Genomic DNA, 14,151 nt, shown 5'->3' with positions numbered 1-14,151 from the left:
TCGCCGGGATGGCCGCATCCGCGGGTCAGGTCCCGCCGCAGGCCGACGATCCTGGCGCCGCGGGCCCGGCCGGGCGGATGCCTGCCGGGCACGCGCCCTCGGGCGGGCCGCTCGCGGCTGCGGCGGATGCGGTGCCTTCGCCCGGGGGCGCGCACGGGCACCCGGTCCGACCGGAGGCCGGCGTTCCTGCCGGGGTGGCTCCGGCCGAGCCGTCGGCGGCCGCGCCGCATCGCACCGGTCACGCGACTCCTTACGGGGCACACACCACCGCTGCGGTGGATGCGCCGGGCAGTGCGTGCGCAGACCACACCCGGCGTGCCGACCCGTCTGGGTTCCGCTCCGAGGGGTCGGCCGTGGCGTCAGCGCCAGCCGGTGTTCCCGGCGTGACGGGCCCGACCGAGCAGCCGGCGGCGCACCGCGCCGGGCACGCGGCCCCGGCCGGGCCGCTCGCGGTCGCGGCCGATGCGCCGCACGGGGCGGACGGCGACCCGGCCCGGTTCGGCACCGAAGGTGCGGGTGCGGCTTCGGTGCAGGCCGCTGGGTCCGCGGGTTCGGCCCAGTCCCAAGGCGATGTTCCCGGCCCGGCGGCGGCCCGGCAGCGCGCTGCCGATGCAGGGGGTGCGGCTGCGGTCGGGCATGCGCCCGCAACCGCGCCGCGTGGCGTGGCCGGGGGCGCCGCGTCCGCATCTGCCGGCCGGGTTGGGCGGGTGGCGCCGACCGTGTCTTCGGCCGCTGGGCAGCCCGCCCCTGCCGGGTACCGGTTCCGGCCCGGCGTCGAAGCCCCGGATGCGGACCGGCCTGCCCGCGCCGCTGCCGCGGCGGGGATGTCCGGGCCGGGCGGCTCCGCCTCCGTGCCCGGCGCCCTCGTCGGGTCGGCCGGGCCCGTGCGGTCTGCGCACCGGGTCGGGGAACAGGCTGACAACCGCCGGACCACCGAGCCGGCCGCGGTGCGGGCGCAGGCCGAGTTCCCGGTCGGCACCGGGCACCGGGGCTGGGTCGTGGGGGTTCCGGCGCCGCTGCTGGCGGTGTCGTACGGGCGCCCGGCGGCAGGCGGCGAGGTGCCGGCGGCTCGGGCCCGGGCCGCGGCCGAACCGCCGCACGCGCCTACCCGGGCGGCAGCCGAACCGCCGCACCCGCCGGCCGGGGCCGCGGCCGAACCGCCGCACGCGCCCGCCGAGCCGGGCGGCAGCCCGTACGGGCAGGATCCCGACACGGATCCCGACACGCTGGTCTGCGTACCGGCACCGGCTTCGCCCCCCGGCACCGGCAGCCCGTACCCCGCGCCTGCCGCGGCCGACAGCAGTGGATCCGCTCCCGGCGGGTCGGAGCTGCGGCACCCCGTGGCCGACGGCGAAACCGGGCCCGGCGATCCGGTCCAGGGCGGCGTGCCCGGGCCTGGCGTCGTCGACATCGTGGCGCAGGCCGTGGCTCGCGGCATGCCCGACGGTGCCGGGCCGGAGGGCGACGACGACAGCGACGGCCCGCAGGACCCGCACGGCCCGCAGGACGCGCAGGACCCGCACGGCCCGCACGGCCCGCAGGACCCGCCGGGCCGCGGGGTGGCGGTGACGGATGTGCCGGTGCACCTGCCCTTCCCGCCCGTGGTTGCCGGCGGGTCCCGCCCGGGCGGCGGCGCCCAGGGCAGCCCGCCCGCCACCACGTCCCCGCCGCGCCGCCGCGCGGCCCGGCAGCCGGCCCCCGGCCGGCGGGTTCCCCGCGGCGACGACCGGCTCCGGGAGCACCGCGGGCCCGTTCTGCCCGGCTGGGTCGGTGTGGCCGTCGGCGGGCTCGCCCTCGCCGGTTGCCTGGCGGTGTTCTGGCAGGCCGGGGCCTTCCCCGACGTCTTCGAGGCCGCCCTCGGGGCGACCCCCCGCCCGTTCCACGGGCTGCAACCCACCCAGTGGCCCCCGCTCGCCTTCCTCGGGGTCGTGGCCCTGCTCGCCCTCGGCGGGCTCGGTCGCGGCAAGACCGGGTACGCCTGGGTGCTCACCCTGTTCGGCCGCTACCGCGGCACCGTCCGCCGTACCGGCCTGACCTGGATCAGCCCGCTGCTCCTGCGCCGCCGTGTCGACGTACGCCTGCGGCACTGGCGCAGCGATCCGATGCCCGCCGTGGACGCGGGCGGTCTCGCCCTCCAGGCCGTGGTCCAGGTCGTCTGGCAGGTCAAGGACACCGCCCGGGCCGTGCTGGCCGTCGAGGACCACACCGAGTACCTCGCCGAGCAGGTGGAGTCGGCGATGGCCCGGGTGCTGTCCCAGCTGCCGGCGGACGCCTTCCACGAGGACGCCCCGACCCTCCGCGACGCCGAGGCGGTGGGCGATGCGCTGACCCGGATGCTGGCGGCGGAGACCGAGGCGGTCGGGATCGAGGTGTACTCGGCCCAGCCGACGCGCATCGAGTACGCGCCCGAGGTCGCCGAGGCCATGCGCCGGCGCCGGGTCGCGGCGATCGACGCCAAGCACCGGGACACCGTGCTGACCTCGGTCGTCGACGCGGTGGACGACACCGTCCACCGGCTGACCGCGCGGGGGCTGGTCGAGCTGGACGACTACGAGCGGAAGGCTCTGGTGAAGGACCTCACCGTCGCGTTCTACACGGGCCGTTCGGAGTAGTTCCTTCCGCGAGGCCCCGCCGCGCCCCGCCGCCTCCCACGGCCATGGTCCGCCGCCCGATCCGGGCAGCGGGCCATGGCCGTAGCCGTGTCCGCGACCTTCCCGCATTGGTCTGGACATGGCCAACTCCCGTCAATACATTGAAACTTGGTCTAGACCTGAAAGCGTGCCCGGTACGGCCGCGGGAACCGCCCCCGCGGCCGGCCATACCCACACGTGCCCCACACGTGCGCGCGCTCTCCCCGGATCCCCCCCACGTTCAAGGAGCATCTGATCCATGCGCCCCATCCGCATGCCCTTCCGCATCCCCTCCCGCACGCCCGTCCGCCTGCCGCGCCGTGCCGGCGCCGCCGCCCTCGGCCTCGGCGTGACCGCGGGCCTCGCGTTCGTCCTCGCGCCCGGCGCCAGCAGCCACGGGTACACCGACACCCCCATCAGCCGCCAGAAGCTCTGTGCCAACAGGACCGTCTCCGACTGCGGCCCCATCCAGTGGGAGCCGCAGAGCGTCGAGGGCCTCAAGGGCTTCCCGGCCGCCGGCCCGGCCGACGGCCGCATATGCGCCGGCGGCCACGGCGAATTCGCCCAGCTTGACGACCCGCGCGGCGGCACCTGGCCCGCCACCAGGGTCACCGCCGGGCAGGGCTACGGCTTCCGGTGGCAGTTCACCGCCAACCACGCCACCACCGACATCAAGTACTACGTCACCAGGAACGGCTGGGACCCCGCCAAGCCCCTCACCCGCGCCGCCCTCGAATCCCAGCCCTTCCTCACGGTCGCCTACAACGGCGCCCGGCCCGCCATGACCACCGTCCACCAGGGCGCCATGCCGAGCGGCAAGACCGGCCGGCACATGATCCTGGCCGTCTGGACGGTCCACGACACCCCGAACGCCTTCTACGCCTGCTCCGACGTCGCCTTCTGATCGGCAACCGGAGGCCGGGAGGGCGGCGGCCGCCACCCTCCGGGCACGCAGGGCTACCGCCCGGTCGACCCGGAGTCGCTGTCGGCGCGCTGCTCTCGGCGTACTCCGTGCACTGCCGTGCGGAGCTCCTGGATCGCTGACCGGCGGACCTGGTGCGGACCTGGTGCGGGCCTGGTGGGGCCTGGTGGGACCTGGTTTGGAGCACCCCTCGGGACCAGGTAGTATTTTCTCTGTCAGCAGGCGCCGCTAGCTCAGTTGGTTAGAGCAGCTGACTCTTAATCAGCGGGTCCGGGGTTCGAGTCCCTGGCGGCGCACCTGTCCTTCGGGCGGTTACCGGTTCACCGGTAACCGCCCGAAGTGTTTTCGCACGCCGTCCCGCTGAGCTGCGCGGAATCGCTTCCCGATCTCGTCCCCCGCCCGTCCCGCCGTCCTCGCCCGCTCCGGCCGTGCCCTCTCCCGTGAGGCGCGTCACAGGTCGGGCTCAGAGGGCGAGCGACAGCAGCAGGGGCGCGGCCTTCCGGTTCAGGACTTCCGCGGCGGCCCGCAGCCGGTGCGCGTGCTCGACCGGCATCGACAGGGCGAGGCAGCCCACCGAGGCTCCGGCGGTTATCGGGACCGCGGCGCACACCGTGCCGAGCGCGTACTCCTGGAGGTCCAGTACCGGAACCGTGGCCGGCTGGGCGTCGAGCTTGGACATCAGGACCCGCTCGTTCACGATCGTCTTCGACGTGAGCCGGGCGATCTTGTGCCGGGACAGGTGGTCGCGCCGCCCGTTCTGGTCGAGCTGCGTGAGCAGGCATTTGCCGACCGCGCTGGCGTGCGCCGCGGACCGGAAGTCGACCCACTCGTGCACCTTCGGGGTGCGCGGGCTGTCCGCGAACTGCGTGATCTTCACCTCGCCGTCCTCGTACCGGCTGATGTAGACCGCCGCGCCCACCGAGTCCCGCAGCTGGTCCAGGGTGTCCTGCAGCTTGTTCCGGAGGGCCTGCTCCTTGTGTATCCCCGAGCCGAGCAGGACGAGCGAGTCCCCTATGGCATAGGCGCCGTCCGAGACCTCGAGCACGTACCCCTCCCTGCGCAGCATGAGGAGCATGGGCGCGAGATGGACGGCGGGCAGTCCGGTCTCGCGCGCGATCTGTACGTCGGTCACCCCGCCGGAGTGGCGGGCGATGGTTTCGAGTACGCGCAGGGCGTACTGCGCCGAGTGGAACGGCGCGGTCGGCTCGGGCTTCAGCGCCACGGTCTCCCCCTACCAGGTTGTTACCGCTTGCGTTACCACGATAGCCATCAAGCGGCCTACGCGGAGCGTCGGTTGAGGAGATTGATGGCTCAATTATGTGCCTCTGCCTCGATCTACTCCACTGGCATATGCCAAGGTCAAGGGCATGCCTCCGAGGAGGCCGGGAATGCCCGCCGAACCCTCGCGGTTCGGGTTCCTCGTACGGATTCCGAACCGAGGCGGGAGCGACGTTGAGTGACATCGGGGACCCCGAGAACGCCGGACGCGGCACAGGGCAGGACGCCGGACAGCATCCCGGGCGGAACGCCGGACCGGGCGCCGGAGCGGGCGTCGGACCGGGCGCGGCCCGGGAGGCAGATCCCGCGGCCGCCCCCGCCCCGGCCGCCGAGCCTGACCCGGTCCGCGGCATCCGCCACGGCCGCGCACCCGTCCCGCTCTCCGTCCTCGACCTCGTCACGGTCGGTAGCGGCAGCACCGCCCACCACTCCCTGCGCACCAGCGTCGCCATCTCCCGGCTCGCCGAATCCCGCGGCTACCAGCGCCACTGGGTCGCCGAGCACCACTCCATGCCGGGCGTCGCCAGCTCCTCCCCGGCCGTGATCCTGGCCCACCTCGCCGCCCACACCTCCCGGATACGGCTCGGCTCGGGCGGGGTCATGCTGCCCAACCACGCCCCGCTCGCCGTCGCCGAGCAGTTCGGCACCCTGGAGGCGCTCGCCCCCGGCCGGATCGACCTCGGCCTCGGCCGGGCCCCCGGCACCGACGGGCGCACCGCTGCCGCACTGCGCGGGCCGGGCCGGCTCGACGAGGCCGCGGACGAGTTCCCCCGCCTCCTCGCCGAGCTCACCCGCTTCCTCGACGACGACTTCCCCTCCGGGCACCCGTACGCCCGCGTGCACGCCGTGCCCGGCCCGGTGCAGGGGCCGACCGGCCGCCCGCCGCTGTGGCTGCTCGGCTCCTCCGGGTTCTCCGCCCGCCTCGCCGGCGAGCTCGGCCTGCCCTTCGCGTACGCCCACCACTTCTCCGCGGCCGGCACCCTGCCCGCGCTCGACCTCTACCGGCAGAGCTTCCGCCCCTCGGCCGTCCTGGCCGCCCCGTACGCCCTGATCGGCGTCTCGGCGCTGGCCGCCGACACCGCCGAGGCGGCCCGCGCCCAGGTCCTCACCGGCGCCCTGTCGATGCTGCGGCTGCGCACCGGCCGGCCCGGGCTGATCCCCACCACCGAGGAGGCGGCGGCGTACGGATACTCCCCGCTGGAGCGGGAGTTCGTCGACAACTGGCTGTCGAACGTCGTGCACGGCACCCCCGACGAGGTCCGCGCCGGGCTCGACGCCCTGGCCGCCCGCACGGGCGCCGACGAGCTGATGCTGACCGCCAACGCGCACAGCGGTGCGGCCCGGGTGCGCTCGTACGAGCTCGTCGCAGACGTGTACGGGATGCCGGCGCCAGGTGCCCCGAGCTGATCGATGCCACATCCGTAGACCAGGCACGGTCCACACCGTCGGCGCCCGTGCCCCCACCCCGCGCCGAGCGACACCCCGCCCCGCACCCCGCACCCCGCATCCCGGGTGCGGGGCGACGGTGTGTGACATGGTTGCGGGATTCCGGGCACCGGAGCGTGTCGAGGTCGCTACGCTCGGCAACAGGCCGAATCCGGCCCCGCTTTCCGCATCCGCTTTGGGGGTGACCGTTCCATGGTCCAGGCCCGCGAACTCGATCCCAGCGCGTCTCCGCTGGACTTCTACGGCGCCGAACTGCGCCGGTGGAGAGAGGAGACGAGCCTGAGCCAGGCCAGCCTGGGCAAGTCCATCTTCTGCTCCGGCGCATTGATCGGCCTGATCGAGACCGGCCACAGGGTTCCGACGCGCGACTTCTCGGAACGGGTCGATGCGGCCCTGGGGACGGACGGGGCGTTCTCCCGACTGGTGGGGCTGGTCCTGCGGAGCCAGTTGCCTGCGTGGTTCCAGGCTTATGCGGAGATGGAGGCGCGGGCCTCGTTCATCTCCACCTTCCAGGCGCAGGTGGTGTACGGACTCCTGCAGACTGAGGACTACGCGCGAGCGCTCATCAACGTCGATTGCCAGCACAAGGCAGACGCGTTGGTGGCAGCCCGAATGGAGCGGCAGCGGATACTGCAGCGCGAGGACCCGCCCGCGCTGTGGGTAGTGCTTACCGAGGCCGTGCTGCATCAGGAGGTCGGCGGCCGCGCGGTTATGCGGAATCAACTGGGCCACCTCCTGAACTTCCTTCAGGACCCCTGGGTGCACATTCAGGTGCTCCCCTTCTCGGTGGGGCAGCACACCGGTATGCAGGGTTCGTTCACTCTCCTCCGCTCCGACGAAGATCCGGAGATTTTCTATGAGGAGGGCTATGCCCAGGGCCACATGACAGCCAACCCGAAAGTGATCAGGGAACGTTCGGTGGGCTACGCTCGATTGCAGGCCGGGGCTCTGTCTCCGGAGGAGTCAGCCCGGCTGATTGCCCGCGTGATGGAGGAACGCTATGGGGACGAACCCAAACCTGACCGGCGCGGAGTGGCGTAAGTCGTCTTACAGCGGTACCACCGGCGGGGAATGCATCGAGTGCGCCCCCCTCGGCGGCGCCGCCCGGGCAAGGCTTCGTACAGCGGCGACACCGGTGGCGAATGCGTCGAAGTGGCTGCCCAGCCGTGCCGCGTGGCCGTGCGGGACTCCAAGCGGCCCGACGGGCCCGCGTTCGCGGTCGCCCCGGAGGCGTTCACCGCCTTCGTCCGCAGCCTCTGAGGCAGGGCGGGGTCCGGGCGGAGCCCGGGAAACGGTGAAAGGGCGGGGCGGGGAGCAGCTCCGCGCAGCGGCCCGCCCCCGCCCCCCGGCTACTGCGGGCCGTTGTACGTCAGGCGCGGTCCGTCCGCGACGATCGCGCCCGGGTCGACCTCCTTGAACACCCACTCGGTGTGGCCGGTGGTGATGTATCCCTTCGTGTAGCGGTCGGTCGGCGCCGTGACGTGGAAGACGTACCCGGGCTTGCCGTCCTTCCACGTCGCGGGGATCGGGAGGGACCGCTTCCTGCCCTGCGAGCTGACGATGAGGTTGGCGCCGAAGGTGCAGGACTTCCGGGAGCTCTGGAAGGTGATGACGAACTCCCGTGCATCGCCCTTGTCGAGGGCGATCTGCTCCTTGAACGGGTCGGCGAGGTTCCCGGAGGAGTCGATGCTGCGGGCGACCGGCCGGGCCGCGTCGAGGTCGAAGCCCATGCTCACGGGTATGGCCTCGTCGCCTCCGTCTCCGATGGCCGGCGGGGCGACGGCCGTTCCCTTCAGCGGGTCCGTGCACTTCAGGTCGGTCACCTCGGCGCCGTGCACGAGGACCGTGGTCTTGTGCCGGCTCTCGACGGTGACGGCCGTGCCGGTCGTACCCGCGGCCACGGTGTTCGCCTGTAACCAGTCCCAGATTTTCCCGTCGTTCGGCGAGAACCGCATGCCGCCGATCGACGCCTGAACCTTCTCGCTGGCGAACCAGGTGGGGCCGTACCAGCTCGCCCCCTGGGAGATGAGGAGCGGGAGGCCCTTTTCGAGGGTGTCCTCCTTCTCCTTCTCCGCCAGGGTGACGTCGGTCGTGCGGTGGCTGTCGTAGTAGGAGAGCCCGGCCAGGGCGGCGCCGGCGACCGTGATCACGGCGGTGACGATCCCGAGCGGCTTGGCCCAGCGGTCCCTGCCGCCGCCGCGCCCCTCCCCGGACGGCTCGGGGGCGGTGTCCTGGACGGGCGGCGGTGTCCCGGCCGTGCCGCCCGCCCCGGCCACCGGCCCCTGCCCGGGCGTACGCGGCTGCGCCGGTAATCGCTGGTCCGGAGCCGACGGCGGGCTCCAGCCGCGGGTGCTCTCCGGATCCGGCTGCGGTGTCGTCGTGCCCTCGGCCATTCCGCCTCCCCCGTGTGATGTGGGTCACCACGCTATGTCGCGACGGGAGTTGCGGGACAGATCAAGTCAAGCCACGGACACGCGCGGGGCCTACCGGCGGTCGTGGCCGGCGCCGGGGCGGGTACCGATCATCTCGGCGATGCGTTCCGGGGCCACCGCGCGCGAGTACAGCCAGCCCTGGCCCGTGTCGCAGCCGACGCGCCGCAGCCGGGCCGCCTGGCCGGCGGTCTCCACGCACTCCGCGGTGACGGTGAGGCCCAGCCGGTGTGCGAGCTGGACCAGGGCCTCGACGATGGTCTCGTCGGCCGGGTTCGGGTGGGTGCCCTCGTCATAGCGGAAGCCGCGGACGAAGGAGCCGTCCAGCTTCAGCACGGACACCGGCAGGCGGCTCAGGTAGGCGAGGTTCGAGTAGCCGGTGCCGAAGTCGTCGATGGCGATCCGCACGCCCATGTCGCTGAGGGCCTGGAGGGCCTGGAGCGGGCGGCCCGCGGAGCCCATCACCGCGGACTCGGTGAGCTCCAGCTGGAGGAGCTGCGGGGCGAGCCCGGTCTCGGCGAGGATCCCCGCGACGTCGCCGACCAGGTCGGAGTCCCACACCTGGCGGACCGCGACGTTGACGGACACGAAGACGGGAGAGTCGCTGGGGTGCTCGATCTGCCAGCGCCGGGCCTGCCGGCAGGCGGTCCGCAGCACCCAGCGGCCCAACTGGACGATGGAGCCGTCCTCCTCGGCGATACCGATGAACCGATTCGGCGTCAGACTGCCGAACTGCGGGTGGTTCCACCGGACCAGGGCCTCCACTCCGCGCACCGCCCCGCTCTCCAGGTCCACCAGCGGCTGGTACTCCACCTCGAACTCGCCGCGGTCCACGGCCGGCCGGAGCGTGGAGGTGAGGGCCTGGCGGGTCATCCGGTGGGCGTTGCGCTCCGGGTCGAAGAGGGTCCAGCGGGCCTTGCCGTCGGCCTTCGCCCAGTACAGGGTCGTGTCGGCGGCCTGCATCAGGGCGGTCGCCGAGGTGCCGTCCGCGACCCGCTCCACCACCCCGATCGACGCCGACACCGACAGCCGCTGCCCGGCCAGGTCGAAGGGCTCCTGGACGGCGGCCAGAACGCTGCGTGCCAGGTCCACGAGCTGCTCGGTGCAGGTGGAGTCCTCCACCAGCAGGGCGAACTCGTCGCCGCCGAGGCGGGCCACCAGGTGCCCGCCGGTGCGCCCGTACCCGGACTGGTCGGCGCACTGGGTGAGGCGGGCCGCGACGGCGGTCAGCAGCCGGTCCCCGACCCGGTGGCCGAGAGTGTCGTTGACCGCCTTGAATCCGTCCAGGTCGAGGTAGCACAGGCCGATCCGGCCCGTGCCGCCGTGCTCGTACGAGGAGGCCTCCAGAGCGGCGGAGAGCCGCTCGAAGAACAGGGTCCGGTTGGGCAGGCGGGTCACCGGGTCGTGCATCTGGAGGTGCCGCAGCCGGGCCTGGAGGTGGTGGCGGTCGCTGATGTCGGCGACGGACATCAGCACGTCCCGGGTGCCCGGGACGGGGCCGAGGGTGACCTCCGTCCACAGCGAATGACCGTCGGGGTGTTTGAGCCGGCGCGTGCAGCGCAGCCGGGCCTGCCGGCCGCGCAGCACCTCCTGGTAGGCCTGCCAGGTGCGGGCCTCGGCGCCGAGGTCCACCAGGTCGGCGGCGCGCTGTTCGACGAGCGCCTGCGGCTCGGTGCCGAGGAGGCCGGCCAGGGCGGTGTTCGCGGCGACGACGAGGCCGGTGCGGTCGACGACGGCCATGGCGAGGTGCGCGGCGTTGAAGGCGGCCCGGAAATCGCGTGGTTCGGGGTCGGTGCGGGGGGCCGGAGGAGGCATGGCTGGCACTGCGGGGTGACGCTCCGTAATGGCCGATCGGATGCTGTCGGCCGCCGAACCGGTTTCGTCAGAGGTTCCGCTCACCGTTGGCTCCCGCAGTGCTCGTTGTGTCCGTGCAGGAAAGTGTGCCGATCATAGAGGCAGCCGTACGGCCCTATCCAGCGGCGTCGCCGGATGGGGGGCGGTGCTTCGGTGTGCTGACGACTTGTCGGCAGTCCTCGCGCGATCGTTCCTGCGCAGCCCTGAGCGGCCTCCGACCCCTACTGATCTGCCGTGATCGATCGTGACGTTCTGTAGCAAGAGGGTGAACCGGTGAGGTCACCGGCTTGCCGCATTGCTCACTCGTGTGGGGCACTGGAACAGGGCGCTAGTAAGACAATCACCTCAAGGTGGGAGGAGTCGGTACGAATCCACCACGGGAGGTCGATGTGTCGCGGCAGGAGACACCCTGGGGAGTGGATCGCTCCCGCATGCGCAGCGCGACGGCGGCCCTCACCTCCCTGACGGCGCTCGCGGCCATGTCGCTCGTCGCGGGCCCCGCGTCCGCCGATCCCGGGGCCGGGCCGTGTGCGCTGAACCGCACCTCGGCGCACCACTCCCTGGGGCTGGACACGTGGAACGGCGCCTACCCGCAGCCCCGGCGCAGCCTCGACGCGGTCATGGTCTTCCTGTCCTTCCCCGATCACCGCGCCACCCTGACCACCGAGGAGCTGGCCGCCGACTACTTCCCGGCCACCAGCGACTTCTTCGAACGGGCCTCGTACGGCAGGTTCCGCCTGGTCCCGCACCCGCAGGCGCGGTGGATCACCATGTCCAAGCCGTCCACCGCGTACGGGATACAGCGCGACTGGGCCGCCCGGGACCGGGCCGCCTACCTGCGCGACGCGGTGGTCGCCGCCGACCGGGAGATCGACTTCTCGCGGTACGACATCGTGTACCTCGTCGCGGACCCGGACGCGCCGGGCGTGGACTCGGACGCCACCAAGGTGGTCAACTTCGAGCGGCCGATCCGGGCCGACGGGACGGACCTGCGCCGCATCGTCACCGTCTTCGAGCAGCACCCGCCGGACCGCAACGTGCTGGCGCACGAGACCGGGCACGTCTTCGACCTCCCCGACCTGTACCACCGGCCGACGGACGGCAAGGGCGACTGGGACACGTACGTCGGCGACTGGGACGTCATGGGCAGCCAGTTCGGCATGTCCCCCGACCTCTTCGGCTGGCACAAGTGGAAGCTGGGCTGGCTGGACGCGTCCCAGGTGGACTGCGTGCAGTCGGGCTCCTCCCTGCACACCCTCCAGCCCGTGGGCCGCTCCCCGCAGCCGGGCGCCACGGGCGGGACCCGGCTCGCGGTGATCCGTACGGGGTCCGGCAGCGCCATCGCCGTCGAGGCGCGCGGCTCCGCCGGGAACGACGGGGACACCTGTACGGAGGGCGTCCTGGTCTACCGGGTGCGCAACGAGGCCCCCTCGGGTGGCGGCCCGATCGAGGTGCTGGACGGGCATCCGGACACGGAGGCGTGCTGGGGCCGCTCGGTGTACCCGCCGCTGGCGGACGCGCCGCTGGAGGTGGGGGAGTCGTTCACGGTGCCGGGGGAGCGGATCAGGATCGAGGTGGCGGACCGGACCGCGACGGGCGCCTACACCGTCAAGATCACCGCGTGACCGGACCGGTCGGCACGACGAAGAAGGCCCCCCACTCGCGTGGGAGGCCTTCTTCCGTCGGTGCGCCGCCAGGGACTCGAACCCCGGACCCGCTGATTAAGAGTCAGCTGCTCTAACCAACTGAGCTAGCGGCGCTTGCTGACGAGGAAGACATTAGCAGGAGGACGGCCGGAAGGAAAAATCGATATCCGCAGCTCGGGCCGCCCGCACGTACGCCCACAGCAGCGTCTCCGGTCCGGGCAGCCACGGGGAGCGGGTGTCGGGGGCCACGAGCCAGCGCGACGGGCCCGGGGCGGGGGCCAGCGGCGGGACGGTGACGGCGTCGCCAAGGCCGTGGCACAGCGGCGCCGGCAGGGGCCCGCCCCACTCCTCCCAGGTCAGCAGCGAGGGGAGCCGGTGGGCGGTCCCGGTGGTGGCGAAGAGCAGCATGCGGCCGCGGTGCACGGCGACCGGCCCGCAGCCCGGCCCCTCGGACCAGAGCAGGTCCAGCATGCGGCGGCCGAGGACGAGGGGGACGTTGACGACGTCGAAGGCGGTCCCGCAGGGCAGCACGGCCGGGGCGGCGGGGCGGGCCTGCCAGGCGGCGAGGGTGCGATGCGGATGGGCCGAGGCCGACGCGAGCCAGGCGGCGCCCAGCGTGGTGACGTGGGTGGCGGTGCGGGCGTCCTGGGTGGGACAGGGGGAAACGGAGGCCGTCGTCAGCGTCGTCATGCCGACCGGTTTACCGCGCGTGGCGATTCGGTTTCCAGCAGTTACCGAAAACCCGGACGGGCGGGTGGCGCATGCGCTATGTTGCGCCCCGCATATGCCGCGGGCCGGTCCGCCCGGCCTGCCCGCCGGGCCCGTCCCGGTCCGCCTGCTTCGTCCGCCCCGCCCGCCCCCGCCCGCCCCTGTCCGGTCCGTCCCGGCTAGACGGAGCCCGGGCCGCCGCTGCGCTGGAGGGTCTCCCCGAACTCGATCATCTTGCGGGCGTAGTCCTCGGTCCACTCCGCCTGGGCGGCGATCACCGCCGGTTCCAGCCGGTCGAACCGCCGCGGATCCGCGAGCTGGGCAGCCGCCACCGCCTGGAACTCCATGGCCCGCTCCGTCGCCGCCCGGAAGGCGAGCGTCAGCTCGGTGGCCCGGGCCAGCAGCTCCCGCGGGTCCTCGATCGACTCCAGGTCGAAGAAGTGCTCCGGGTCCGCGGTGGCCTCCCCGGGCTCGAAGAGCAGGGGCGCAGGCCGCAGCTTCCGCTCGGTCCGCTCGGGCTCTGCCATGCGTGTCCTCCTGCTGGCCTGCTGGGCGTACGGGACCGGTCCTTCCCGGCCACCCTCCATTGTCCAACGCCGCGCAAGAGCGCCCGCCCGCCGGCCGCGACCGGCTGCCGCCGACCCCGCCGACGGGCCCGTCGGCCCCGGGGGCGCCGCCGCCCGCTGCGCAGGTAGGTGACGTGTCACCCATCTGGTTAGAGTGTTTGTATGAGCGAACCCGGGCCGCGCTGGCTCACCGATTCCGAGCAGGACGCCTGGTACGCGTGGCGGCGGATGTTCCCCCTCGTCAACGCCGGGATCGCCCGCGACCTGAACCGGGACAGCGGGCTCTCCGAGGCCGACTACTGCGTCCTGTCCGTGCTCGGCTCCGCCGAAGGCCACCGGATGCGCATCAGCAGCCTCGCCGACTTCCTCCAGTGGTCCCGCAGCCGCCTGTCCCACCAGCTCACCCGGATGGAGCAGCGCGGCGTCCTGCGCCGCGAGGAGGTGGCCGCCGACGGGCGGGGCGCCGAGGTGGTGCTCACCCCGTCCGGCGCGGACACCATCACGTCCGCGGCGCCGCTGCACGTGGAGTCCGTACGCCGCCACCTGATCGACGTCCTGACCCCGGAGCAGCTGCGCACCTTCGCCGAGGTGGGCGAGCTGCTCCGGGAGCGGATGGGCGTCGAGCGCAAGCAGCCCTGACCCGCACCCCGCACCCCCACCCCGCGGCCGGGG

12 protein-coding genes, 2 tRNA genes and 2 pseudogenes are annotated in these 14,151 nt (G+C 73.4%); 9 read left to right on the top strand and 7 right to left on the bottom strand.

Annotation, left to right across the window (positions count from 1 at the left end):
- Positions 1 to 359: 359 nt before the first annotated feature.
- Positions 360 to 638, bottom strand: a complete 279-nt coding sequence (locus AC068A_RS02965) for a hypothetical protein (protein WP_478579830.1) — start codon at positions 636 to 638, stop codon at positions 360 to 362.
- 81 nt (positions 639 to 719) lie between these two features.
- Between AC068A_RS02965 and AC068A_RS02960 the strand changes: the two genes are divergently transcribed.
- The 3 genes from AC068A_RS02960 to AC068A_RS02950 all read left to right on the top strand — a co-directional run bounded on the left by AC068A_RS02960 (position 720) and on the right by AC068A_RS02950 (position 3,848).
- Complete coding sequence (locus tag AC068A_RS02960) at positions 720 to 2,612, top strand: SPFH domain-containing protein (RefSeq protein ID WP_478579828.1); 1,893 nt, start codon at positions 720 to 722, stop codon at positions 2,610 to 2,612.
- A gap of 328 nt (positions 2,613 to 2,940) precedes the next feature.
- Positions 2,941 to 3,534 (top strand): lytic polysaccharide monooxygenase auxiliary activity family 9 protein, encoded by a 594-nt coding sequence (locus tag AC068A_RS02955; RefSeq protein ID WP_478580083.1) that lies wholly within the window; start codon positions 2,941 to 2,943, stop codon positions 3,532 to 3,534.
- A gap of 240 nt (positions 3,535 to 3,774) precedes the next feature.
- A tRNA-Lys gene (locus AC068A_RS02950) sits at positions 3,775 to 3,848 on the top strand.
- Between the two features lie 167 nt (positions 3,849 to 4,015).
- Here AC068A_RS02950 and AC068A_RS02945 read toward each other — a convergent pair.
- The gene (locus tag AC068A_RS02945; RefSeq protein WP_478579826.1) at positions 4,016 to 4,774 is read right to left on the bottom strand and encodes an IclR family transcriptional regulator; all 759 of its coding nucleotides are present in this window, start codon (positions 4,772 to 4,774) and stop codon (positions 4,016 to 4,018) included.
- A 407-nt stretch (positions 4,775 to 5,181) separates the two neighbouring features.
- Here AC068A_RS02945 and AC068A_RS02940 point away from each other — a divergent pair, with 407 nt between their 5' ends.
- The 4 genes and pseudogenes from AC068A_RS02940 to AC068A_RS02925 all read left to right on the top strand — a co-directional run bounded on the left by AC068A_RS02940 (position 5,182) and on the right by AC068A_RS02925 (position 7,536).
- Complete coding sequence (locus AC068A_RS02940; protein ID WP_478580080.1) at positions 5,182 to 6,237, top strand: LLM class flavin-dependent oxidoreductase; 1,056 nt, start codon at positions 5,182 to 5,184, stop codon at positions 6,235 to 6,237.
- Positions 6,238 to 6,468: 231 nt separating this feature from the next.
- Entirely contained in the window at positions 6,469 to 7,317 is an 849-nt protein-coding gene (locus AC068A_RS02935) for a helix-turn-helix domain-containing protein (protein ID WP_478579824.1), read from the top strand.
- Positions 7,295 to 7,354, top strand: a pseudogene (locus AC068A_RS02930) (DUF397 domain-containing protein); the annotation flags it as partial. The gene AC068A_RS02935 and the pseudogene AC068A_RS02930, both read left to right, overlap by 23 nt.
- 74 nt (positions 7,355 to 7,428) lie before the next feature.
- Entirely contained in the window at positions 7,429 to 7,536 is a 108-nt protein-coding gene (locus AC068A_RS02925) for a DUF397 domain-containing protein (protein WP_478579821.1), read from the top strand.
- A gap of 89 nt (positions 7,537 to 7,625) precedes the next feature.
- Here the strand turns inward: AC068A_RS02925 and AC068A_RS02920 are convergent, their stop codons facing one another.
- Both AC068A_RS02920 and AC068A_RS02915 read right to left on the bottom strand, forming a co-directional pair.
- A complete protein-coding gene (locus tag AC068A_RS02920) occupies positions 7,626 to 8,669 on the bottom strand; it encodes a hypothetical protein (RefSeq protein ID WP_478579818.1) in 1,044 nt (347 codons plus the stop codon).
- Positions 8,670 to 8,759: 90 nt separating this feature from the next.
- Positions 8,760 to 10,604: a putative bifunctional diguanylate cyclase/phosphodiesterase gene (locus AC068A_RS02915; RefSeq protein ID WP_478579817.1), complete on the bottom strand. Its 1,845-nt coding sequence runs from the start codon at positions 10,602 to 10,604 to the stop codon at positions 8,760 to 8,762.
- Between the two features lie 386 nt (positions 10,605 to 10,990).
- Here AC068A_RS02915 and AC068A_RS02910 point away from each other — a divergent pair, with 386 nt between their 5' ends.
- A complete protein-coding gene (locus AC068A_RS02910; protein ID WP_478579815.1) occupies positions 10,991 to 12,184 on the top strand; it encodes a M6 family metalloprotease domain-containing protein in 1,194 nt (397 codons plus the stop codon).
- Between the two features lie 61 nt (positions 12,185 to 12,245).
- Here AC068A_RS02910 and AC068A_RS02905 read toward each other — a convergent pair.
- The 3 genes and pseudogenes from AC068A_RS02905 to AC068A_RS02895 form a co-directional block, all read right to left on the bottom strand.
- Positions 12,246 to 12,319, bottom strand: a tRNA-Lys gene (locus AC068A_RS02905).
- Positions 12,310 to 12,895, bottom strand: a pseudogene (locus AC068A_RS02900) (bifunctional DNA primase/polymerase). Before AC068A_RS02900 ends, AC068A_RS02905 begins: the two are co-directional and overlap by 10 nt.
- A 197-nt stretch (positions 12,896 to 13,092) precedes the next feature.
- Complete coding sequence (locus AC068A_RS02895; RefSeq protein ID WP_478579812.1) at positions 13,093 to 13,440, bottom strand: hypothetical protein; 348 nt, start codon at positions 13,438 to 13,440, stop codon at positions 13,093 to 13,095.
- 201 nt (positions 13,441 to 13,641) lie between these two features.
- Between AC068A_RS02895 and AC068A_RS02890 the strand changes: the two genes are divergently transcribed.
- Entirely contained in the window at positions 13,642 to 14,118 is a 477-nt protein-coding gene (locus AC068A_RS02890; protein WP_478579809.1) for a MarR family winged helix-turn-helix transcriptional regulator, read from the top strand.
- The last annotated feature ends 33 nt before the right edge of the window (positions 14,119 to 14,151 follow it).

It is taken from the genome of Streptomyces sp. NPDC043854 (assembly GCF_056436005.1).
Note: the sequence above shows the minus strand (reverse complement) of the source record. Positions and strands in the feature narration are given on the sequence as shown.

Coding starts and splice junctions, on each gene's coding strand:
- AC068A_RS02965 (WP_478579830.1), bottom strand. CDS start 638: ATGCCCGACCGCAGCCGCACCCCCTGCATCGGCAGCGCGCTGCCGGGC.
- AC068A_RS02935 (WP_478579824.1), top strand. CDS start 6,469: ATGGTCCAGGCCCGCGAACTCGATCCCAGCGCGTCTCCGCTGGACTTC.
- AC068A_RS02920 (WP_478579818.1), bottom strand. CDS start 8,669: ATGGCCGAGGGCACGACGACACCGCAGCCGGATCCGGAGAGCACCCGC.
- AC068A_RS02910 (WP_478579815.1), top strand. CDS start 10,991: ATGCGCAGCGCGACGGCGGCCCTCACCTCCCTGACGGCGCTCGCGGCC.
- AC068A_RS02895 (WP_478579812.1), bottom strand. CDS start 13,440: ATGGCAGAGCCCGAGCGGACCGAGCGGAAGCTGCGGCCTGCGCCCCTG.
- AC068A_RS02890 (WP_478579809.1), top strand. CDS start 13,642: ATGAGCGAACCCGGGCCGCGCTGGCTCACCGATTCCGAGCAGGACGCC.